Raw genomic sequence first — 23,152 nt, 5'->3', positions numbered from 1 at the left:
AAATGAATTATAGAAGAAGAATGAACGCTTTATTTAGCAAAGATGTTTTTAAAATTGATAATGACTATGTTCAATCACCCAAAAAATATTTTGCAATCTTATTTTTTTGTTTAATTTTAGGGTTATTAATATTTAGTATTTATTTTATTGATGGGGATTGAAAACAATTAATTAATGGTTTTCCAAAATTATTTTTAAGAATAAAACAAATGTTAACATGAGACTTAAAATCTTATTTTGTAAAAAACACTTTTGGAGAAAGTTTTATTTATACAACTTTTGTTTCATTTTTACAAACTTTTTTAATGTCATTTGCAGGTACTGTTATTGGAATAATTATTGCTTTGTTTTTAGCAATTTGTGCATGTAATAAATTAACAAAAAATAAATTTATTAATAATCTTTGTATATTTATTTTAGGTATGTTTAGAACGATTCCTTCATTTGTATTTGTTTTAATCTTAATTGGTTATTTTGGTCAAAATACTTTTACAGTTATGTTAACTATTGTTATTTTTAGTATTGCTTTATCAGGTAAATTATTTTTAGAAAGACTTCAACAAATTAATTATAAAATTTATTCAACTTTAATAGCAACAGGTTCAAAAAAACCAAACGCATTTAATTCTGGAATTAAACCTCAATTATCTGTAAGTATAATGTCATTGCTTTTTTATGGTTTAGAATCAAATGTAAAATATGTTGCAATTATTGGAGGGATTTCAAGAATTGGAATTGGACAATTAATTAGCAAAAATCAAAGTTTACAAAAATATGATAGAGTAGGGTTTATATTATTTAATTTAATGCTGTGTATAGTATTTTTAGAAGCACTAATTTATTTTTTAAAAAAATATGTAATTAAAGATAAAGATTTTTTTGTGGATAATAAAGAAATTGAAAAACTAAATAAGCAAATTAAAAACATTAACTTGAAAAAAAATAAAAGTTATTTTATTGAAAGTCACATTAAAAACAAATACTTAGAGTTAATTAATGAAAATAAAAATAATAAAGTTAAAGTTAAAGAACGAAAATTAGCAATGCAAAAAGAAATTAAAAAATTTAAAAACGATCATAAATATAATCTTAAAAAAGATATAAATGACTTTAAAGAATTTAAAGAAAAAAATATAAATATTAATAAGTGATTTGTTTATAATGATTATTTTAAATGTAAAGTTAGAAGAGACAAGATTTTTGTAACTAATTTTAATGCTCAGGTCCAAGAACTTAAAAAAAATCATATTAATAATTTAAATTTAGAGATTAAACAAATCAAACATAATTTACAAAAAAATCTTTCAATTAGTAATTATTTACAAAAAGAACCAAAAAAATATATTAAAAGAGTTATTGTAGGAATTATTTTTTTAGCATTATTTATATATTCAATGACTTTAATCGATTTTCATATTGAACCATTTGCAATTATAAACTCAACTAATAAAAATATTTTAAGAATGCTAAATATGGATCTATCTTCTTTATTTTTAACTAATAATATTGTTTCTATTCCTGTAATTAAGTTAGTATTTGAAACAATCTCAATTGCAATGTTAGCAACTTTTATTGGATCTATTTTTGCTTATATTTTTGCATTATTAAGTTCAGAAACTATTGTTAATTTTTATATAGCAAAAGTTTTTAAAGGTTTTACAATTTTAATAAGAGTTGTTCCTACTTATATATATGCAATAATTTTTGTATCAATAATTGGTTTAGGACCATTTAATGGAGCGATTGCTTTAGCAATTGGTTCATTTTCAATGTTAACAAAATATAGTCGTGAAGCATTTGAAGAAATTGATACAAAATTAGTTTCACAATTAGAAGCAACAGGTTTTAATTTTTTGCAAAAGTTTAGATATGGAATAATTCCTCAAACATCAAGTAGAATAATTTCTTACATAGTTTATCGTTTTGATATTAATTTTAAAGAAGTAACAATTCTTGGAGTTGTTGGTGCTGGAAACATGGGATTTGTTTTAGTAGCTTATTTTAATGATGGTTATTTTGAACAATTTGGAGCATTAATGTTTGGAATAATTATATGTACTTTTTTAGTTGAGTATCTTGCAAATATTTTAAGACAAAAAATTAAAGATGATAAAAATCCATATTTAATTGATTGAATTATTTTAAAACTAAAAAACAAAAACTTTATTTTATATAAAACTAATGAAGTTTTATTGTTTAATAAAGACGGTTTAAGTTTTGATCGATCAAAAGCATTATATTCATATACTAATAAAAAACTATTTGCTATTAAAAAAAGTAATAAAATAAATAAAAAAACTGCTTTATTAAAAGCGTATCAAGAAGTTTTTAGTTTAAATAAATATAGCAATTTAACTGATTTTAAAAAAGAATATTTAAAAGTTTATAAGTTAATAAAATTACATTTTAAAAATTATTTAAAAACTCTTAAAAAAAACTATACTAATAATTTAAAAAATTATCATTTGAATTATATAAAATATGCAGAAGACAAAACCTTAAAAGCGAATCAAAAAGATTTAAAAATAGAATATAAAAGAAGCAAAATTGATCAAAAAACAATGTATAAGTATAAAGTTAATAATTTAAACTGATTTTTTAATCAAAATCAACAATAAGTTCATTTATTTTTTAATGTTATATAATAAAGGTGTGATTTAATATTCACATATAGGAGAATAAAAAAGAGAATGAAAAAATTACTTATGTTAATGGGAACAATTTCATTGATAATGCCTATAGCATCTGGAGTTAGCTCATGTAGCAACTCAAATAAATTAATAATTAACTTTATACCTTCAGTTGACCCAACAGCAACTATGGCAACTATTAAACCTTTAGAAGCAAAATTAGAAAATAAATTAAAAGAATTAGATTCTAGTTTCAATAAAAAAGTAGAAATAATTATGGCAAGCGACTATGAAGCAGCAGGAGAAGCATTAAGATCAGGAACTACTGATTTAGCATTTTTATCTGTAAACACTTATGAAAATTATCGTGGTGAAAAACAAGATGATGGAACTTATAAAGATGCAGGAATAATAACTGTTTCTTCTAGACCATCAATTCGTTCAGAAAGTACTTTTGAAAAGTTTCAAAAAGATAATAAGTTTAGCAATGAGTTAGCAAGTAAATATGATTTTGCATCAGATGATTCAGGAATTAGTTTAGCTAATGCTTATAACAAAGTAATAAGTAGTAGTGTTGTTGATAAACAATTATCAGCACAAGCACTGAGTGATACTATTTTAAATAAAGAAAGTGATGTAAGTTATTATCGATCATATGTTTATGCAAACTCAAATTTTGTAAAAAATACTTTAGGAAATAGTGTTGATCCTTTAAATCATGAATTTAAACATGATGAAGTAAAAAAATTAATTACTCAAGCACAAGCAAATAAAAGAATTTCTTTAAGTGAAAATGTAACTTCAAGTGCTGGATTATTATATCCAATGTTGTGATTAAAAAACACAATGCAGTTTAAAGATACAGAATTAAAAAAAATGTATGATGATAAATTAATTGCATTAAGTTCTGCAGCAGCTGCAAAAGGGGTTACAGATGATGAACCTCAATTTGATATAGTTTTTGGATGATCTGATATGAGAGAAATAATTTATAAACAAGATAATCCTAGTGTATTTAAAAACTCTGTAATGATTGGTACTTCATATGGAATTCCGAACGATGGAATTATGTATTCAAGAAAAAGAATGGATGAAACTTTTGCAAATGTTGTTAGAAGTGCATTTATTTCATTAGTAAGACAATCTGAAAATAAAGAATTGTTTGATGTTTATAATCACTCAAATTATATTGGTTTAGAAGAAAATCAAAGTGCAAATCAATTTGAAATTGCAAATGATGAAATTATAACTAAAAACTATGAAAAAATAAAATCAATTAAAGAACTAGTTTCTCAGTTTTAAAAAATTTAATTAAATAAGTAAAACAAATACTACACCAATTTAAAGTGTAGTATTTGTTTTTTAGTCATTAATATTTCGATGGTTATTTTTATAATAATTTTTAACAAATAAGTTATTTGTTTAACGTCCTTTATTGTTTGAATTAAATGCTCTAATTTTTTTTATTGCTTCTGCTTTTACAAAATCAATTGCACTTCTACCATACTTTCTAGCATCGTAACCTTTCTCATTTTTTTCAAATCAATCTTTAATTCCATTTGCACAAGCAATCTTCAAATCGGTTCCTATATTTATTTTAGTGATTCCTAAACTAATTGCTTTTTTTAAATCTTCTAAAGGAACCTGACTTGATCCATGTAAAACTAAAGGTGTTTTAATTTTTTGATTTAATTCTTCTAAAAGGTCAAACTGCAATTTTATCTCACCTTTAAATAAACCATGACTTGTTCCTATTGCTATTGCTAGTGCATCAATTTGTGTCAATTTTTCAAATTCTAATGCTTCTGTAATATCTGTATAACCATTGGAAGAAGAGTTTCTATCATCTTCTTTACCTCCAACGTGTCCAATTTCTGATTCTACTTCAACTCCATTTTTTCTTGCATATTCTACAACTTCTAAAGTTTCTTTAACATTTTGATTAAATGGTTTTAAAGATGAATCCAACATTACACTTGAAAAACCTACATCAATTGCTTTTTTTATTAGTTCAATGTCAAATCCGTGATCTCAATGTAATACAACAGGTATTTTTGCTTTATTTGTAGCTGACAAAGAAAATGCAAAAACATTATCTAATCCCATATATAATGCTGCACTCTCAGTTACCATAAGTATAACTGGTGAGTTTTCTTCTTCTGCAGCTTCAATAATTCCTTTCATCATTTCTAAATTATCAAAGTTAAATGCTGGAACTGCATATTTTCCATTTCTTGCTTTAATTAATTCTTTTTTTAAACTCGCTTTCATAATTTTCTCCTTATAATCTTATTATATAAAGATAATATAACAAAGTTTATAAAAGTTTAAAAATATATTATAAAAAATTATAAACTTTTATAAACTTTTTTAAAAGTTATGCTATTATCAAGTTAGGAGGAATATCTTTGCTTAAGGATGAAAGAAGACAAAAAATTGTAGATATTATAAATGAAAAAGGATTTGTAAAAAATATAACCCTAGCAAAAATAACTAGTTCAACTATTGCAACTATTATTACAGATGTTAATGAACTTCATGAAGAAGGTAAAATCATTAAAGTTTATGGGGGAGCAAAATCTTTAAAAGTTCATAGTAAACCAATGCAAGAACGTTTCGATGAAGAAAAACAGTTAATAAACATTGATTCTAAAAATCAAATTGCAAAAAAAGCAGCAGAACTTATAGAAGATGGAGAACTAATATTTATTGATACAGGTTCTTCTACTCAACAAATGATTAAACATTTAGAAAACAAAAAAATAAGTATAGTGACAAATGGATATTCAATAGCTTTAGAACTAATTGAGTTAGATTTTGAAGTGTGTTTGATTGGTGGAACAATAATACCTTCAACACATGCCACAGTTGGTGAACTTTCATTAAAATTTATTGATAGTTTTTATTTTGATAAGTCTTTCATAGGTATGAACAGTCTTGAAGATAATAATTTTTATACAACTAATGTACAAGAAGCTATGATAAAAGAAAAAGTAATAAAGAATTCTCAAAACTCTTTTATACTTATGGATTCAAGTAAATTTAATTTTAAAAACAGAATAAAAGTAGATATTGATAAAAATTCTACATTAATAAGCGAAGAAAGCCCTTCAAATTACAAAGGAAAATTAATATTAGCATAGTCATTTAAGATTTTTTTAAAAAGTCTTTTATGATAGAAAGGGCTTAAATGAATGAGTAAAATTGAAAAACAAGAAGTGATGGTACAAAATATTCTTGAAAAAGTTGGTGGTGTTGACAATATAAAAGATGTTTACCATTGTGCTACAAGAATGAGATTAAGTTTAATCAACCCAGATTTAGCAAAAATTAATGATTTGAAAGTCATCACCAATATTAGGGGTGCTTTATGATCAAATGGTGAATTACAACTTATTATTGGTGCTGAAGTTTCTAAAATTACAGAATTATTAAAAAAATCTTTATTAAATATAAATCTAGTATCAAATAATGAAGTTGTTAAAAATGATTTTAATACAAAAAAAAATGTAGTTGAAAATAATATATCTATATGAAGAAGATTTATTAAATCTGTCTCTGCATTTTTTGGACCACTAATTCCTTTTTTAATAGGAGTTGGTCTTATTATGGCATTTCAACAATTTTTAATAAGAACAAAAATAGGTTCTGATCCAACTATAGAAGGAGCTGTATTAGGAACTGATTATAATATTTTCGATTACTTATTAAATGTAATTGCATCTAACGGATTTAAAATGATGGGTGTAATTGCAATGTGATCTGTTGTTAGATATTTAGGAGGTAAATTACCTACAGCTTTAGCTTTAGCATTATTAATGATTTCTCCAATTATTCCAGAAAGTGGAATAGATTTATTTAAATTAGGAGATTGACAAATATCAATTAAACCATTTTATTCAACAATATTAGTATTTATTGTTATGGGTGTTATTATTGCATATTCACAAAGAACTATGGAAAAATACTTTAATCCAGTTGCAAACTTCATATTAAATCCATTTTTAACAATTTTGGTAGGAGGATTTTTAGCATTCTTTGTTATGGGGCCTATAATGGGAATTGTAGAAAATGCATTATTAACTGCATTTAACTGATTTATGAATATGCCGTTTGGATTAGGCGCTTTAATAGTTGGTCTAACATGACAACCTTTGGTGGTTTTAGGAGTACACAACATTTTATTCTTTGCAGCTGTTGCTGATTTAAGTGTTAATAATAACCCATCAATATTTTTAGCAGCTGCATTTGCAGCTGCTTGAGCACAAATGGGTGCAACAATTGCTGTTGGATTAAAAACAAAAAAAACTATCGATAAATCAGCTGCATTTTTAGCAGCATTACCAGGAGTTATATCTGGACCTACAGAATCATGTATTTATGGTGTAAATTTACCAAAAGGTATGCCATTCTTAACTGGAGTTTTAGCGGGTGGGATTGGAGGATGATTAATTGGAATCTTTAAAGTCACTCTAGATAATCTTGCAGGTCTTGGTGGTATTGTTGGTTTCTTAGCTTATACTGATGATTTACTAGCAGCAATTCTAATTGATATTGCTTCATTAGCACTAGGAATTTTAATTACATATTTTTTATGAAAAGAAGAAAAAACTGAAAAAACTTTATCTTTAAAAACAACAAATAAATTAATTAAAATAGAACATTTAAAAGGGAACACTGATTATTCTGCACAAGAATTAATTGCTATATTAAAAAAAGCAAATAAAAAAAATATTGATAAACAATGATTGATTAAATCGATTGAAACAATTACAAATGATTTAAAAGAAATTAATGTAAATATTGAAAATGAAATTATAAAAGTTATTGAATATATTAAATCTGATCAACTAACTAAACAAATAATTAAAAATGTTGTAAATAAATTAAAAGTTATTACATCAGATAGACAAAACAATTTAAATGATAAAATTATTAAATTGAAAAACTCTTTAAAAGAGTTAAAACTTTTGAATGTAGTTACTAAAAAACATTATAACTTAAGTGTAAAAAAATCTAATTTAGAATATTCTTTAAATAGATTTACTCAATTAAGAGAAGATAAAAATGCATCTTTATTTAATAAAGCTCAAAAATTATTAAGCTCAAATAATAAAGATAAAAAACAAACTGCAAATCAATTATTAGATACATCTAAAAATAATCAATATAAATTAAAAAGAATTGAAATTTTAAACTCTAAAATTACAGCATTACAAACAGCTTTACAAGAAAGTGGAAAAAACTTATCTGTAGAAACTTTAAAATATTATTCAGTTATTGAAAAATATGTTAAAGAAATAGAAAGTATTAAAAATAAAGACCTAACTATTTTTAAAAATTTATATTACAACGATATACATTGTTTAGAAATAAAAGAAAATCTTTTAAAACCAAGAATCGTTTAAACTAATGAAAGGAAAAATATGAAAAATAAAGTTTATGTAATTTCTCTTAGTCCTTCTATAGATTATATTTTAAAGTTCGATAATCTCATAAAAGATCAAACAAATAGACCAACTTATGTAGAAATGTATCCCGCTGGTAAAGGGATTCACGTTTCAATGATGTTAAACAATTTAGGTATGAAAAATGAGTCAATAGTTTTTTCAAGTGGTGAATTTGAGAATTATTTCTATAAAGGTTTAAATGATTTAAAAATTAATTATAAAAAATTTCAATCAAACGGAAATATAAGAGTGAATTTAAAGCTAATAGATCAAAACCAAACTGAGTGTAGCGTTAAAAGCCCATCTATTAGTAATTTAGAGCTTGAAAAAATGTTTTCATATTTGAAAGAAAATGTAAATGAAGATGATTATATAATTGCAACAGGTAGTATTCCTGAAAATGTAAATGAAGATATTTATTCTAAAATATGTAGCTTGGCAAATAAATTAAAAGCTAATTTTGTAGTCGATTCATTTGGAGAATCACTATTACTAACTTTAGATAAAAAACCTTTTTTAATAAAACCTAATCAAAATGAGTTAGCTTTAACTTTAAAAACAAAAATTAGTTCTGAATTAGATTGTATTAATGCAGCAAAACAATTAATTAAAATGGGAGCAAAAAACATAATTGTTTCTTTAGGAAAAAATGGCGCAATGTTTATAAATGAAGAGACAATCATTAAGGCAAGTATTGGTAATTGAAGTAACAAACTAATTAATGCAGCTGGTGCAGGAGATAGTATGTTAGCGGGGTTTGTTAATACATTCATAAAAACTAATGACTTTGAAAAATCCTTAATAATGTCTATAATTTGTGGAAGTGCAACTGCTTTTACAAATAAGATTGCTAGTATTGAACTAATAGAAGAATTAAGTAAAAAAAAGGACTCAATAGTAATTACTAAATTAAAATAATGAGAAATCTCATTATTTTTTTAACACTAATAGTAGTATTATCTAAAAAATATTTATAATTTTTTGTATTGTTAATCAAAAAAAGAGAAAAGATATGAATAAAATTATTATTATTTTAGTATCAAGTTATTTTGTATTATTTTTAGCAACTCTTGGTTTAGGGTATGGATATTTCATGCAAAAACTGATAAAGCTATTAGTTCACTTAAAATAAAAAATGCCAACTATACTTTCAATCAAGTCCGTTGATAACAAAAAATAATACACAAGCTTCTATTTTAAAAACAAAAAACTATGAAGGCTTAATCAATAATTACTATAAAATTGATGTGAATTTGTAAGAAGCCAAAACTCAGTAAATAATAGTTCAACTGTATATTTCTTTAATCAAAATGAAGTTTTGAGTATATTGATAAAGAATGAAAATTAGTAATTAATAATCTTTATGATTTTAAATTACAAGGTTTTGTTGACTATTATATTTCATGAGATAATGGCAGAGAATTTCATTATAAAACTAGCAACTATCAATTACATTATAATGCCGGTTAATGATAAAATATTTTTGTTAAAAATAAACTAAATTTATACTTTAACAAAACAGAATGATAATTAATATGTCGCTCTATTTAATCTAGTTATAAATTTGGTTTATTTTTTCTTTTATAGTAATATTTAAGTAAATATTTAAATTTTAAAGATAAAATGGAGTAAAAAAATGAGTTTTATACCAAGTGATGAACAAGTTAGTATTTTAAAGTCTTTAAAAGAAGGTAAAAACTTAAAAATAGAAGCAGTTGCTGGGAGTGGAAAGACTACAACGTGTTTATATTTAGCAAAAAATTGTTTAAATAAGAAATTTTTACTTTTAACTTTTAATAAAGATTTATCATCAGATAATAATCATAAAATCGAAAAACTAGGATTAACAAATATTAAATCATACACTTTTCATTCTTTTTTTGGTCATTGCTATAATTAAGTTGGAGAAATTAATAATGATAGTAAACTAAATTCAATTATAAATAATGAGTATAAGTTAGTAGGAAATATAGAAAATTATGATTGTATTATAATAGATGAAGCACAAGACTTAGATAAAGTTTTATATGAAATATTAATAAGAATAATTTATTTTAAACTAAGAGAATCGCAAATAATTATATTAGGAGATTCACGACAAGCAATATATGGTTATAAAGGATCGGATAATCGATATTTAAGTTTTGCAAACTTGACATTTAACTTAAATAAAAGACAATGAGTAACAAAAAAACTTTCAACAAGTTATAGAATTACAAGTCAAAATGCAAAATTTTTAAATGATGTTTACTTTAAAGAAAAAAACTTTATTAAAAGTACAAAAAAATCTAAAGACTCATTTGTTTATTTAGTTTGTAATGTATTCGAACAAGAAAAACTTTATAGTTCAATAATTAATTATATTTCCAATTATAAAGATGATGAAATATTTATTTTATCAAATACTTTGAACAATAGTCCAAGTTCACCATTAAATCAGTTTATTGGATATTTATCAAATAAAGGTCATTTAATTCATATGACTAATTCTAAGTCTAATGAAATTAACAAAGAAGAATCTAAGAATAAAATAATTGTCTCTACAATTCATAAATCAAAAGGTAGAGAAAAAAAACTTGTAATCGTATTTAATTTTAATAATGATTATTTTGATTACTTTGCTAAAAATGAAGACAGCAATAAACCAACTAACCTACATTATGTTGCTTTATCAAGAGCTACACATCAAACAATTATAATAAATCATTATAAGAATAAAGCAGCTAATTTTTTAAGTAAAACTAAAATCAATTCATACTTAAAATTTAATGTTGATGAAAATTTTAAAAATCTATGACTTGAATTAAATAAACAAATAACTAATAAACAATTAGTTCAAAACTACAATGAAAAAATCATAACAAATGTCACATCTTTATTTAATAATTTTAATTTAATTAATATATTAGAAGATTTTTCAAATATTAAAAAAAATATATCTAATCTAAAATGTGATTATACTATTAAAGGTTTAAATAACTTAGTACATTTTACAAAAATTAAAAAGGATAAACAAATTCAATATTTAGAAAATGTAAGTTCAATTAATGGAATATTTTTCCCACTATATTTTCAAAATGATAATGGTTATATAAAAGAAATAATAAACTACTTTAAAGATCTTTATGAGCAAATTGAACTTAAAAAAGAAGAAAATAATATTATCAAATTATTAAAAAGACAAAAAACTAGGATTAAAAATATTATTAAATCTTATGATGATAAAAAATTAAATTTGCTAGAATTAGTCGTATTTTTACACGCATTAAATGAAGGTAAGTTTTATAGAATTAATCAAATTAAAGATATGAATTGAATTAGTGAAGAACAAAAATATGCTTCCAATAAAATATTTGAAAAATTATTAAGCAAAAATTGTTTATTTGAAGTTCCCGTATCATATTTATCTGATACATTAGAATTGAGTCGATTTATTGACTGCATTGATATAGAAAAAAAGTAGTATGAGAATTTAAATATGTTGATAAGTTAGAAATGGAGCACTACTTACAACTTTTGACCTATAATTTTATTATCAATAATAACTCAGATTATGAGATATATAGAGATTATAAATTTTGTTTATTTAACTTAAAAAATAAATACATTTATGAATTACATTTAGACAACGAGGCATTAAATAGTTTAATAAAAAAAGTTATAAAATTTAAAACACAAAAGAATATTCAAATTAGTGATAATGATTTTGTAAATAACTGCTTTAATCTGATTAATTGTTTAAATGTAAATACTAAATAAGATAATTTACTAAATACAGTTAAAAAGAATTTATTAATAATGAAAGGTTTAAAATTTAATTTCTAAAAATTTTATTTAATTAAGGAGAATAATATGAGTAAAGATAATTCTTTTACATTAATTAATGTAAAAAAAATAATAAATAATACACCGATTTTAGAAGAAACTTCAATTAGCTTTAAAAAAAAGCAAGTAATTGTAATAATGGGTTTATCAGGATCTGGTAAAACTACTTTTTTAAATATTTTGTCAGGACTTGATAAACCAAGTTCTGGTTCTGTAATAATAGAAGGCACAGATATTACAAAGTTAAAAGAACCTAAACTAACAAAGTTTAGAAGTTTAAATATTGCATATATTTTTCAAGAATATAATCTAATTGATTATTTAAACATTAAAGAAAACATCTTAATAAATAGTACTTTGAATAAAATAAAAATTGACAATAAAAAGTATGAACAAATAATAAAAAGTTTAGATTTAATAAAATTAGAAAAACAAAATATAACAAGTTTATCTGGAGGAGAACAACAAAGAGTTGCAATAGCAAGAGCTTTAATTGGAAATAACCAAATAATTTTTGCAGATGAACCAACTGGAGCATTAGACATTAAGAGTAGTGAAAATGTTATTGATTTATTAATTGAAAATGCATTAGCTTTTGAAAAAACTTTATTTATAGTAACACATGATCCAAATGTGGCACTTAAAGCAGATCAAATTATTCTTATAAAAGATAAAAAACTAAAACTCTTAGAAAAAAATATAGATAAAAAAATTTTAGAAAGTTATTTAAAAAACTAATATGTTAAATATATTTTTTAAACAATTTAAAAGTAATTTTAAATTTTTTATAGGAGTGTTTTTTGCTTTAATGTTAACATCAATTTTTTCATCTACTTTTAGTTTATTATTATCAAATAGTATTTATGTTATTTTTAACAAAGAAAAACTTAATATTAATGATGCTATTCAACCTTTAACATTTTTTAATGGACTAGTAGCAATTACATTTTTTATTTCAATATTATCTTTGTACAGCATAATTAATCTTTCTATAAAATTAAGATTAAAAGAATTTATTTTATTAAGAATAATTGGATTTAGTTCGTTAAGAATCAAAATGTATATTTTTTTAGAAATATTTATAATTTCATTTATAACTATTTTTATATCTGTATTTTTAGCAAACCCAATTGCAAATAAATTGTTAGATTTTTTAAAATCAAAAAATGTGATTGAAAATAACTTTAAAATATTTAAAGAGTTTCAGTTTCAATGAGTTTATATTTTAATTACAATATTTGTAATCATTGCTATAACTTTTTTTGCAACAATAGGTTTGAAAAATATAAATATAACTTTAAAAAAAGAACTTAAAGCAAAAGAAAATAAAAAAGTACTAGTTTTTAAAAGTATATTTGCAATTATTTTTTTATTAATAAGTTTTGCAATTGTTGGGAATCAATACACAATGGAAGGGGACTTAGGAATTGGTTTGATAGTTTTAGCAATCATTAATTTTTTAATTAGTTTTAGTTTTTTTGGAAAGTACTTACTAAGTTTTGTTACAAAGACTTTATATTTAAAGATTAAAAATTATAATTGTAAAATAATTTTTGGATCTATTTTAAAGAATTGTGATAAATTAATTTTTCCAATTACTTTACTGTTAACTTGTTTGATGTTTAGTTCTTATGTTGTATCATTAACAACTTTTATGCCAGAAAGTAATAAAGAAAATTATAACTCTATTTATATATCTTATTTATTATTAGTTGTAATATTTTCTTTTAGTTTTTTAATATTTACCAATTCTTTAATACTGTATTTTTTTGAAAGAAAAAAAGAATTTATAATTTTAAGAAAAGTAGGTTATACAAAAAGTAAAATATTTTTATTGTTATTTAATACAAGTCTTTTTATTTCAATTTTTACATTAATAATTAATTTAATTATTTATAGTTTTTTTGTTTGTATGTATAGTGTTAATAATTTTAGTACTTTTAAATTTTATGGAGATATAAAAGCTTTTTTATTATTAAATTTTGTAATTTTAGTTCTAGTGAACTTATTAAGTCTTTCTTACTTTTTAATTAAAATAGATTTAAAAAATAAAATTGTAAAATAAAAAATCATACCTAACTAGGTATGATTTTTTATTTGTTATTTGTAACTTCTTTTTGGTTTTTATTATCATTTTCTACTTGTTGTAATTTTTTATTTTCTAATTTTTTTTGAATATGAAATTTTAAAAATCCTACTGGAATAATTAAAATAACTATTAGAATCATCACAATTGGTTTTCAAATATCTTCTGTTTTTATTCCCATAAGTAATAACATAAACGATCCAACTAATGTTAATATACAAGCTAAATAAGAAAATGCAGCAAAAGTATAAAATAATCAATCTTTATATATTTTTTTATACTCTTTATCTTTGATTCTTAAATAAATTACATTTGTTGTCATTAATGTTTTTAAAGCGCTAACTGCAAGAGAAAAGTACCCTAATAAATCTCTAATATCATTAAAAATAATATAAACAGTTGCTAATAACATTAAAAGTAACATTGAATTAAGTGGTTTATCTGAGAATTTTGAATTTTTTAAAAAGTGTTTAGATAAATCTTTTTCTTCTGCCATTTTTTTAACTAAAACTGTTTGATAAACTAAATAAGAGTTAATTGCTCCTATAAATAAAATTATTGCAATTGAGTTAAATACAATTTTTGCTCATTTTGGAGTATTGGCAAAAACATTTAATATTTTATTATCTCCAATATTACTTATTGATAAAATTGCAACTGCATAAACTATATAAACGACTGTAACTATAATTACTCCAGCAAAAATAACTCTTGGAGTAGTTTTTTCAGGATCTTTTGTATCTGCTGCTACATAAGTTGGAATTTCAGTTCCTGAATACGAAAACATAGTCATAGTAATTGCAGGAATTAATAGCGATCCTCCAATATAAGCATCTTTTAAGTTTTGTTTCATAGCATTAGAACTTAATAAATCATCATTTACTCCATAAACTAAAGCTAATATTAAAATAAATAAAATTGGTAAACTTTTAATAACAAGAAATACAATTTGACTATTATAACTAAAGTTTCTAATAAATATTTGACTACCTCCAATAGTAAATAATATTAAAATTGATACAAATTTTCAAACATATTCATTTTCATATCCTGAAAATTCTTTAATAATATTTGTAATTGCTAAACTAGCGGTTGCTATTGCAACAGCTGATACAAACAGCATTAAAACTCATCCTAATCAAAAAGCCATAACTTTTCAATTCGCTCTTCTTAATCAACTATATGCTGTTCCATTTTCTTTAAAAGAAATTGTTGGTTCTACCATTATAAAAGTTTCAGGTAAAATTATAATTCCTCCAATAATTCATGCAAATATCATTAATAATGGATTGTTTTGACTTAAAGCAAATACACTTCCATAAGTTAAAATAATACTAGTTCCAATTGTTGCAGTTAAAGTCATTGCTATAACTGTTCAAAAGCCCATCTTTTTATTTTTCATTTATATTTTTCTCACTTTCTTTTGCAAAGTTTAAAGTTTTAGATAAATATTGATCATAATAATCACTTATCATATAAACATGTTCTGAGCCTTCTGGTGTTCAAATTTCACTTTTTTTATTAGTTTCAAATTTAATTTTTTGATTATACATATCTCAACTCATTTGATAATCAATAAAAGTATCACCTTGGCCATGAACAAAAAATATTGGAATATCTTTATTTAAATTCATATATTTTAATAAATTATATTTGTTTTGATTTGTTTTTGTTAATTTACTAAACTTTTTAGTATATCCTAAACTCACTAATCATCAAGGTTTTTTAAAATAGTTATTTTGAATATAGTAGCGATATTGTAGTTTAATACTACTAAATCCACAATCTGAAACTACTCATTTAATTAAATCTTGATAACGTCCAAATTGAGAATATAAAACTGAAGTAGATGCACCCATACTATTTCCGATTAATCCAATTGATTCAATTATATATTCTTTTTTTAAATCGGTTATGATTTCATCTATCATTTCAACACATGAATAACCAATATCTGTATATTGGCCATAGCTTTTTCCATGAGCAAATGAATCAAATGTTAAGATGTTATAACCTTGTTTGTAAAAATGGTTAACTAATCTTAGTCCTAAAAATTTATCTTCTGTTCAACCGTGTAATCCAAATACTCATTTTTTAGAGTTATCAACAGTTGCTTTAATACAACTAATATTTCCTTTTTTAGTTTTAATATCATATTCTACAATTTCTTCTGCTTTAAAAGATTCAAAATTTAAGTTCATTTTTTTAAGATCTCAATAATGATATTCTAAAGTGTTTGTTAAGGTTGGTATTAATTGATAATATTTACTATCTCCTGTATACTTGCCAAATCGAGGATAAGTATAACAAAAATCTTTAAAGCTGTTAAAACAATTTTTTGACTTAAAATAAATAATTGGAAATAAAATAATGGTCAAAATAATTCTTGATAAGTTATAAGTATATTTTTTTATTTTTTTTGACATATCTTTATCTTTCTATCATTTTTAAACTACAAAAAAATTTTAAATTAAAGTCTTTGAATATTTTTTTCATTATTAAATTTATTATATTTTTTAATCTCTATGAATAAATTTTTAAATATGAATTATTTTAGAATAAAATACTTATAAAGTAAGTTTTATAAGAATATTAAAATAAAAATAGTAAGAGAGAAAGGATAATATGAAAAAAATAATTGCATTTTTTGTCAATAACATATGATATTTTCCTTATATATAACAAATTAAAATTTCCCAAACTATAATTATTTTATTGGGAGGTTTAAAATGAGGAGATATTTAAAAATGAATGAAAAAAAGAGAATGGAAATTATCAAAGACGTTATAGATCAAAAAATAACAAAAGAGTCAGCTTCTATAAAGTTATGTCAAACAATTAGAAATGTAAATATATTAATTAATAAATATAAAAAAAATGGTTACATAGCTTTTATTCATAAGAACACTGGCAGATTGTCTTGCAGAAGAATAAGCAGTGATATTAGTCAAAAAATAATTAAATTATATAAAGATGAATTTTGTGATTACAATTACAAACACTTTCAAGAAAAGTTGCTAGAAAATTATAATATAAAAGTTTCGTATACATATTTACTTAGTTTATTAAAGGAAAATAACATGTATTCTCCAAGAATACATAAAGTAACTAAAAAAATAATTAAACAAAAAATAGCTTACAGTTTAAAAAATCAAAATATAAAAAATATAGAAAAAAAAGAATATTTAAATACTTTATTAAGTATTGAAAATAGTCATCCAATGCAACATAGAAAAACTGAGTTTGGAGAAAGGTTGCAAACAGATGCTTCTGTACATTACTGAATTAAAGAAGAAAAATGATATCTACATGGTTTTATTGATGATGCTACTGGCAAAATATTGGCTTTATATTTTGACACTGAAGAAACTCTTATGGGTTATTACAATATCACAAAGAAAGTTTTTCTTAACTATGGGATTCCTAAAGAAATATTGACAGACAAAAGAACGGTATTTTGAAGTCCAAAAGAAAAGGAGTCAGATCTACATTCTGACTCCTTAACACAATACGGATTTTTGTGTCACAACTTAGGAATAAAATTAACAACATCTAGCGTTCCACAAACTAAAGGCCGTATTGAAAGGTTGTGAAATACACTTCAAGATCGCCTACCAAAGGAACTTAAAGAAAATAATATATCAACTATAAACCAAGCTAATTTGTTTTTAGATGAATATATAGATAAATATAATTCACAGTTTTCCCTTCAAATAGAGAATATCACTAATTCTTTTAGATTTTTTGAAGAAACTAAAAATATAGATTTTTATTTATCTAGAAGATTTGAAAGAACCGTAAATAAGGGTTCAACTATAAAATACCAAAATAAGTACTATATTCCACATTCAAATGGAGAACCAGTTTTTTATAAAAATAAAACAAAAATAATGGTTGTTGAGACATTTGACGGAAAACTATATTCAAACTCATATAGCGAATGAATGCCTTTATTAGAAGTATTACAAAATTCTACTTATAAAGAGGTGTATGAAAATAAAAACCCGGCTGAGATAAATAAAATTTATAAGCCAATAAAAACAAGCAGTCCTTGAAAGTATACTAATTGAATCTTTTATAAAAACTCAAAAAATAAAGTTTTAGGAAAAATTAATTAGTTATTGACAGGATAATATGAAAAAAATAATTGCATTTTTAGGAACAATTTCATTATTTTCAATAACTTTTTCAAATACTTTTGCATGTAATAAAACAATTCAAGAAAATACAATTGAAGAAAATCAAATTTCATACTATACTTTATCGATTGGAAATGGTTTATTTTCATATTTAAAAATTGGATCAAAAGCAATTTTATTTGATGCAGGAATTGGATTAGATCAATTTGCAATTTGAAAAGGTAGAAAACATAAAACTAACCAATTTGCTAGTAATTTTTTAAAGTGAACTGGTGTAGAAGAAATTGAAACTGTATTTATAAGTCATAATCACAGTGACCATTATGCAAATTTAGATGCTATTGCAAAAAATTTCAAAATTAATAATCTAGTTTTACCTTTAAATGGTAATAGTTTAAAAAATAGATTTGTATCTAATCGTGAAAAATCAACAAGTATTAATGAAAAAATTTATTTAAATTCAAATACAAAATTATATAATTTTGAAAAAACTTATAGATTTTTAGACATAGATTTTTATAATTGAAGTTATTCAGAACTAAATTATATGAAAGGATTATCTTCAAAAGATGAAAATAACGCTTCAGCAATAATTTATTTTAAAGTTAATTCAAAATCAATTTTAATCACAGGTGATGCAGAACAAGAGTTAGGAAATCGACTTTTAAAAAACAAAGAATCAAACTTTTATAAAGTTGATATTTATCAAGTACCTCATCATGGTAGTAAAAATGCATTATCAAATAACTTTGTAAAAAAAGTGAACCCAAGTATATGTTATGTTTCAGGAACTAATGGGGATGAAAAATCTTATAGAGAATGAGGAGGAGATCATATTTTTCCAACTGCAAAAGCTTACTCTAATATTTCAAGCTGTCAAAATCGATATTTAACAGGAAAAGTATTAAGTAACTCTTCAAGTGATAAGCAAAAAAATGATTATTTTGTTAATGCAGAAGGTGCAAAAAATAGTGATTATGATCACCAAAACGCTTCATATGAGTATCGATTTTTTAAAAACGGTTCATATAATAAGTATTATTTTGAACCAACAGTTTCCAATCCAAATTTTTTAAGTAGTATTAACTCAAAAAAACCAGATTATGAAACATATTTAAATGATCACAGTTTATAGATTTATATAGTATTTTTTAAAACTCATATTATTTAGTGTGAGTTTTTTTATTTAAATAAATAATTTTAAAAAATAAAATTTAAAAAAATAACATTTAAAAAAATACTATTAATAAAAAATAGACTACTTTAAAAAATTAAAAATGTATAATAAATAATAAAGAAGAAAGGTAACAATTATGATTAAACAATATATGAAAGGGCAATTCATTTCATTTGATGAAAAAGAAATTTTGTTCCAAACTCCTGAAAAGCAATATTCATTTAATAAAGATAATATCGAAATAGAAGACTTCGATATTATTAAAAATAAATTATATATAGATGTAGTTATTAAAGCAAATAGTCAGTGATTTATTAAAGAAATTAATTTAAAAATTATTGAAGTATATGATTTAATTGATTTTGAAATTTATATGTTTGATTTGTTTTTTGAAAATTATAACTATTTTTTCTATAAAAATAGTAGACAATTCGAAAGAATTAAAAAGGATAATGATAATACAATGTACTCAAAATCTTATTTTATTAATGAATATAAACAGACAAATAAACAAGAAAAAAATATTTTCGATTGATTTTTTAGAACTTATTCATTTTATGAAAATAGTTTTTCAAAAATTATAAAATTCTTTTTTAATAATAATTTAGATTTCGAATTACTTAAAGAATTTTTTGAAATTAAAACTATAAATAGTTTAGACAACTTTTTAGATATATTTGTAAATAATATTTTTAAATATATGAATTGTGATAAAGACTTCACTTCAATTAACAAATTTTATTCTTCGATATTTGATTGTGTAAATTCTCTTAATTTAGATATTTATAGTTTTGAATTACAAACATTATATTTTTTATTAAATATTTTTAAAGAATGTGATGAAGATGGTAGTTCTTATATAAATTTATCAAAATACAAATGTATCTGTAATGATAATAATATCATAGAAAATATTGATGACATAACTGATTATTGTGAGCAACAAAAATATTTAAAATTTAAAGATATGAAAGTGTACCCATGAATGTATTATATGTATGAATATAAATTAGCTACTAAAATAAAAAAATTATGAATAATGAATTATTTAGTGACTTTTCCAACGAATGTTTAAGTAATCTTGAAAAAGAAAATCCAGACATAAATAATTTAACAATTGAACAACTAGACTCTATAAAAAAATGTTTTGAAAATAGAATCTCTATTATTACAGGTAAAGCTGGAACTGGAAAAACTAAATTAATAGATACAATAATCAAAATATCAAACAATGTTAATCCTAATATTAAAATTGGTTTAACTGCTTTATCAGGAATGGCGACTAAAAATATTTCTAATAGTTTAAAATTAAATTTAAATAATGTTGAAACAATTAATATTCATAAATTACTAGATGGAAATGGTATAAGAAGATTCAGATATAATGAAACAATATTACTAAATAAAGATATTATAATTGTTGATGAGTGTTCAATGATTGATTTGAGAATGTTCTATCATTTATTTCAAGCTATTAGTACTAAAATTGAAAAAATAATTTTAGTAGGAGATAGCAATCAACTTCCCCCAATATCTACTGGTATTGTTTTTGAAGATCTTATTGAAAGTAATATAATCTCAACTAGTAAATTAACTAAAAACTTTAGACAAAATGAAAATGAAGATTTACTGCGCTTTGCAAATGACATTATTGAAAATAATAACACTTATACAAAAGAAGATTTTTTAAAAATAATTGAAGAAAATAAAATTAAAGGAATAAATTTTTTATTTAACAAAAATACAGATGATTTAAAGGAATTTTTAGTAAGTGAGTATTTAACAAGTTCATATGAAAATTGTAATTTAAAAAATTTACAAATTATTAGTAATATAAATACAGAAGAAAAAGATTATTTTTATTCTACTAAAACTATTAATAATTTTTTAAAGAGAAGATTATGTAATCATGACTTGGATTTAAATGAATATTATTTTAAACAAAGAGTTCTTTTTACAAGAAATAAGTTTAAAAAAGATACTTATTTAAAATTTGATATTTTCAATGGTGATATTGGTTATATTTGTAGTATTAAAGATATAAAAAGTGAATATAAGTATTTAAATAAAATTTATAAAAAAGAAGTAAAAATTTTAATCGATAATAATTTCATAGAATGTTATCTTTCTAAAGATGATCGATTCTATTTAAAAAATAAATTAAACATTGAAATAAAAATAGAATGCGGATTTTGTGTAAGTGTTCATAAATTACAAGGTGGAGAATATAAGAAAATCATTTATATTGCATCAGGATCAAATAGACCGTCTAATTTTCATACAAAAAGAACCGTTTATACAGCTTTAACTAGAGCAAAAGAAGAAATCATTATATGTGGTAATAAAGATGTATTTTTAACACAATTAACTAATGATTTTGTTAAACCAAAAACTAGTTTAGTAGAATTTTTAAAAGATGAATTGGAATATTAGTGTAAGTAAAAAATACTAATTTATAATTTTATATAAATAAAAAATAAATATTAAATAATATAAGAACATATTTAATAATAAGTTGATTGAATAAAAAGGAAGATAAAAATATGCAAAAAGGAAAACTAAAATTATTTATTGGACCAAATGGTTATGGTAAAACATATCATTTAAATAAGTTATACAATGAGATGAAAGGTTTTAAAAACTCTATTTTAATCCCATCAGAAATAGTTTATAAAAATGAAACAAAAGATACAGTTGATAGTTCTTTAACATTAAGTATTTTAATAGAAGATATAATTATGCCCAACTGTATCCAAGAAAGAGAAGCTTTTGAAAAAAAAGTCGATAAAATAGTCATAGAAAATATAGATAATTTAAACACTACTGTTCAAGAAATTTCTAAAGCAATGGATATTAAATATGATAAAGATGTTATAGGAATTTCAAAAAGTAAAGTTTATAAAAAATTATTAAAAATAAATAACAATTTTATAGATAATGTAATGGGATCAGGTCACGGTTCTTTATACATATTAAAATTATTAAACATAAGTTCTAAAGAAGAAATTTTTATTGATGAACCAGAAAAATTTTGTCATCCATCATTGTTTGTTGAAATAGTTAACGAAATAAATAAACTTCTTCAAAAAGGAAAAAACGTATATTTAGTTTCACATAGTCCTGAATTAATAAAATTATTAGATTGAAATTATGAAGATATATTTATTTTCAATGAAATTGTACTTAACGATAAAGGTGAAAGAGTTCAAAATAACTTTAAAAAGTTAGAATTGAATAAAATTATAGAAGATAAAGAATTCAAAAAGATTTCTTCATTACTAGTTGACAATGGCAAAAAAGAAGCTGAAATTATTGGTAGATACATGAATGATTTAAATAAATTAAAAACTTATTTTAAAATAAGAAGAAATGATTTTATTGATATTTTGTTTTCTAATAAAATATATCTTGTAGAAGGAATATTTGACAAAATATTTTTAGAAGCAAAACTAGATCAATCAAAAAAAACAGAAAAAATAATCATTACTACTTTTAGTAAATGAGTTATGCCAATTTATATTTCAATTGTAAATCAGATTAAAAACCATAAAAGTTCTTTTTTAAATGTAATGTTTGATAGTGATTCAGATTCTAATCTAAATAAATTTATAAATGAATACATCAAAATAAATTGTAATGAATACATTGAATTTCAACCAAATATTGAAAAACATCTGAACCTATCTATTGACAAACATGATGTTAACGAATTTTATGAATTTTGTATTAATAATGGTGAAAAAATTAATGAGTTCACTTGATTAACTTATAAAAAAGAAATTTAAATAATACTAATTATCTAAGATAGTTATTATATTTTTGTTTAAATTAATAGTTTTATATAA

Annotated in this window: 17 protein-coding genes and 1 pseudogene; 15 read left to right on the top strand and 3 right to left on the bottom strand. The window is 22.0% G+C overall.

Annotated elements, in window-relative coordinates:
- Positions 1–2 precede the first annotated feature (2 nt).
- Both SGLAD_RS03410 and SGLAD_RS03405 read left to right on the top strand, forming a co-directional pair.
- Positions 3–2,618: a PhnE/PtxC family ABC transporter permease gene (locus SGLAD_RS03410; RefSeq protein WP_134297644.1), complete on the top strand. Its 2,616-nt coding sequence runs from the start codon at positions 3–5 to the stop codon at positions 2,616–2,618.
- 72 nt (positions 2,619–2,690) lie between these two features.
- Complete coding sequence (locus SGLAD_RS03405; RefSeq protein WP_134297643.1) at positions 2,691–3,932, top strand: PhnD/SsuA/transferrin family substrate-binding protein; 1,242 nt, start codon at positions 2,691–2,693, stop codon at positions 3,930–3,932.
- Between the two features lie 120 nt (positions 3,933–4,052).
- On the opposite strand, the gene SGLAD_RS03400 is transcribed toward SGLAD_RS03405, so the two are convergent.
- Positions 4,053–4,901: a class II fructose-bisphosphate aldolase gene (locus SGLAD_RS03400; protein ID WP_134297642.1), complete on the bottom strand. Its 849-nt coding sequence runs from the start codon at positions 4,899–4,901 to the stop codon at positions 4,053–4,055.
- 137 nt (positions 4,902–5,038) lie between these two features.
- Here SGLAD_RS03400 and SGLAD_RS03395 point away from each other — a divergent pair, with 137 nt between their 5' ends.
- From SGLAD_RS03395 to SGLAD_RS03360, 8 genes and pseudogenes are all read left to right on the top strand, one after another.
- The gene (locus SGLAD_RS03395) at positions 5,039–5,773 is read left to right on the top strand and encodes a DeoR/GlpR family DNA-binding transcription regulator (RefSeq protein ID WP_134297641.1); all 735 of its coding nucleotides are present in this window, start codon (positions 5,039–5,041) and stop codon (positions 5,771–5,773) included.
- A 51-nt stretch (positions 5,774–5,824) separates the two neighbouring features.
- Entirely contained in the window at positions 5,825–8,038 is a 2,214-nt protein-coding gene (locus SGLAD_RS03390; RefSeq protein WP_134297640.1) for a PTS transporter subunit EIIC, read from the top strand.
- Positions 8,039–8,056: 18 nt separating this feature from the next.
- Complete coding sequence (locus SGLAD_RS03385) at positions 8,057–8,998, top strand: 1-phosphofructokinase family hexose kinase (RefSeq protein ID WP_134297639.1); 942 nt, start codon at positions 8,057–8,059, stop codon at positions 8,996–8,998.
- Positions 8,999–9,716: 718 nt separating this feature from the next.
- Complete coding sequence (locus SGLAD_RS03380) at positions 9,717–9,980, top strand: UvrD-helicase domain-containing protein (RefSeq protein ID WP_134297638.1); 264 nt, start codon at positions 9,717–9,719, stop codon at positions 9,978–9,980.
- Positions 9,981–9,989: 9 nt separating this feature from the next.
- Positions 9,990–10,211 (top strand): annotated as a pseudogene (locus tag SGLAD_RS05550) (UvrD-helicase domain-containing protein); the annotation flags it as partial.
- A 21-nt stretch (positions 10,212–10,232) separates the two neighbouring features.
- A complete protein-coding gene (locus SGLAD_RS03370) occupies positions 10,233–11,543 on the top strand; it encodes a 3'-5' exonuclease (protein WP_134297637.1) in 1,311 nt (436 codons plus the stop codon).
- A 389-nt stretch (positions 11,544–11,932) separates the two neighbouring features.
- Positions 11,933–12,643, top strand: a complete 711-nt coding sequence (locus SGLAD_RS03365) for an ABC transporter ATP-binding protein (protein WP_134297636.1) — start codon at positions 11,933–11,935, stop codon at positions 12,641–12,643.
- Positions 12,644–12,713: 70 nt separating this feature from the next.
- Complete coding sequence (locus tag SGLAD_RS03360) at positions 12,714–13,970, top strand: FtsX-like permease family protein (protein ID WP_166739170.1); 1,257 nt, start codon at positions 12,714–12,716, stop codon at positions 13,968–13,970.
- Between the two features lie 28 nt (positions 13,971–13,998).
- Here SGLAD_RS03360 and SGLAD_RS03355 read toward each other — a convergent pair whose 3' ends face one another.
- Positions 13,999–15,393: an amino acid permease gene (locus tag SGLAD_RS03355; RefSeq protein WP_134297634.1), complete on the bottom strand. Its 1,395-nt coding sequence runs from the start codon at positions 15,391–15,393 to the stop codon at positions 13,999–14,001.
- Positions 15,383–16,417, bottom strand: a complete 1,035-nt coding sequence (locus SGLAD_RS03350) for an alpha/beta hydrolase (protein WP_134297633.1) — start codon at positions 16,415–16,417, stop codon at positions 15,383–15,385. The genes SGLAD_RS03355 and SGLAD_RS03350 overlap by 11 nt, the downstream gene beginning before the upstream one ends.
- A 321-nt stretch (positions 16,418–16,738) precedes the next feature.
- Between SGLAD_RS03350 and SGLAD_RS03345 the strand changes: the two genes are divergently transcribed.
- The 5 genes from SGLAD_RS03345 (at position 16,739) to SGLAD_RS03325 (ending at position 23,092) form a co-directional block, all read left to right on the top strand.
- Positions 16,739–18,109, top strand: coding sequence for an ISNCY family transposase (locus SGLAD_RS03345; protein WP_134297632.1), 1,371 nt, complete (start codon positions 16,739–16,741; stop codon positions 18,107–18,109).
- Positions 18,110–18,125: 16 nt separating this feature from the next.
- Positions 18,126–19,265: a ComEC/Rec2 family competence protein gene (locus tag SGLAD_RS03340; RefSeq protein WP_134297631.1), complete on the top strand. Its 1,140-nt coding sequence runs from the start codon at positions 18,126–18,128 to the stop codon at positions 19,263–19,265.
- Between the two features lie 178 nt (positions 19,266–19,443).
- Positions 19,444–20,382: a hypothetical protein gene (locus SGLAD_RS03335; RefSeq protein ID WP_134297630.1), complete on the top strand. Its 939-nt coding sequence runs from the start codon at positions 19,444–19,446 to the stop codon at positions 20,380–20,382.
- Positions 20,340–21,740, top strand: a complete 1,401-nt coding sequence (locus SGLAD_RS03330; protein WP_134297629.1) for an ATP-dependent DNA helicase — start codon at positions 20,340–20,342, stop codon at positions 21,738–21,740. Before SGLAD_RS03335 ends, SGLAD_RS03330 begins: the two co-directional genes overlap by 43 nt.
- A gap of 110 nt (positions 21,741–21,850) precedes the next feature.
- Entirely contained in the window at positions 21,851–23,092 is a 1,242-nt protein-coding gene (locus SGLAD_RS03325; RefSeq protein WP_134297628.1) for an OLD family protein, read from the top strand.
- Positions 23,093–23,152: the final 60 nt, after the last annotated feature.

This window comes from Spiroplasma gladiatoris (assembly GCF_004379335.1).
Classification (GTDB): domain Bacteria; phylum Bacillota_I; class Bacilli_A; order Mycoplasmatales; family Mycoplasmataceae; genus Spiroplasma_A; species Spiroplasma_A gladiatoris.
Note: the sequence above shows the minus strand (reverse complement) of the source record. Positions and strands in the feature narration are given on the sequence as shown.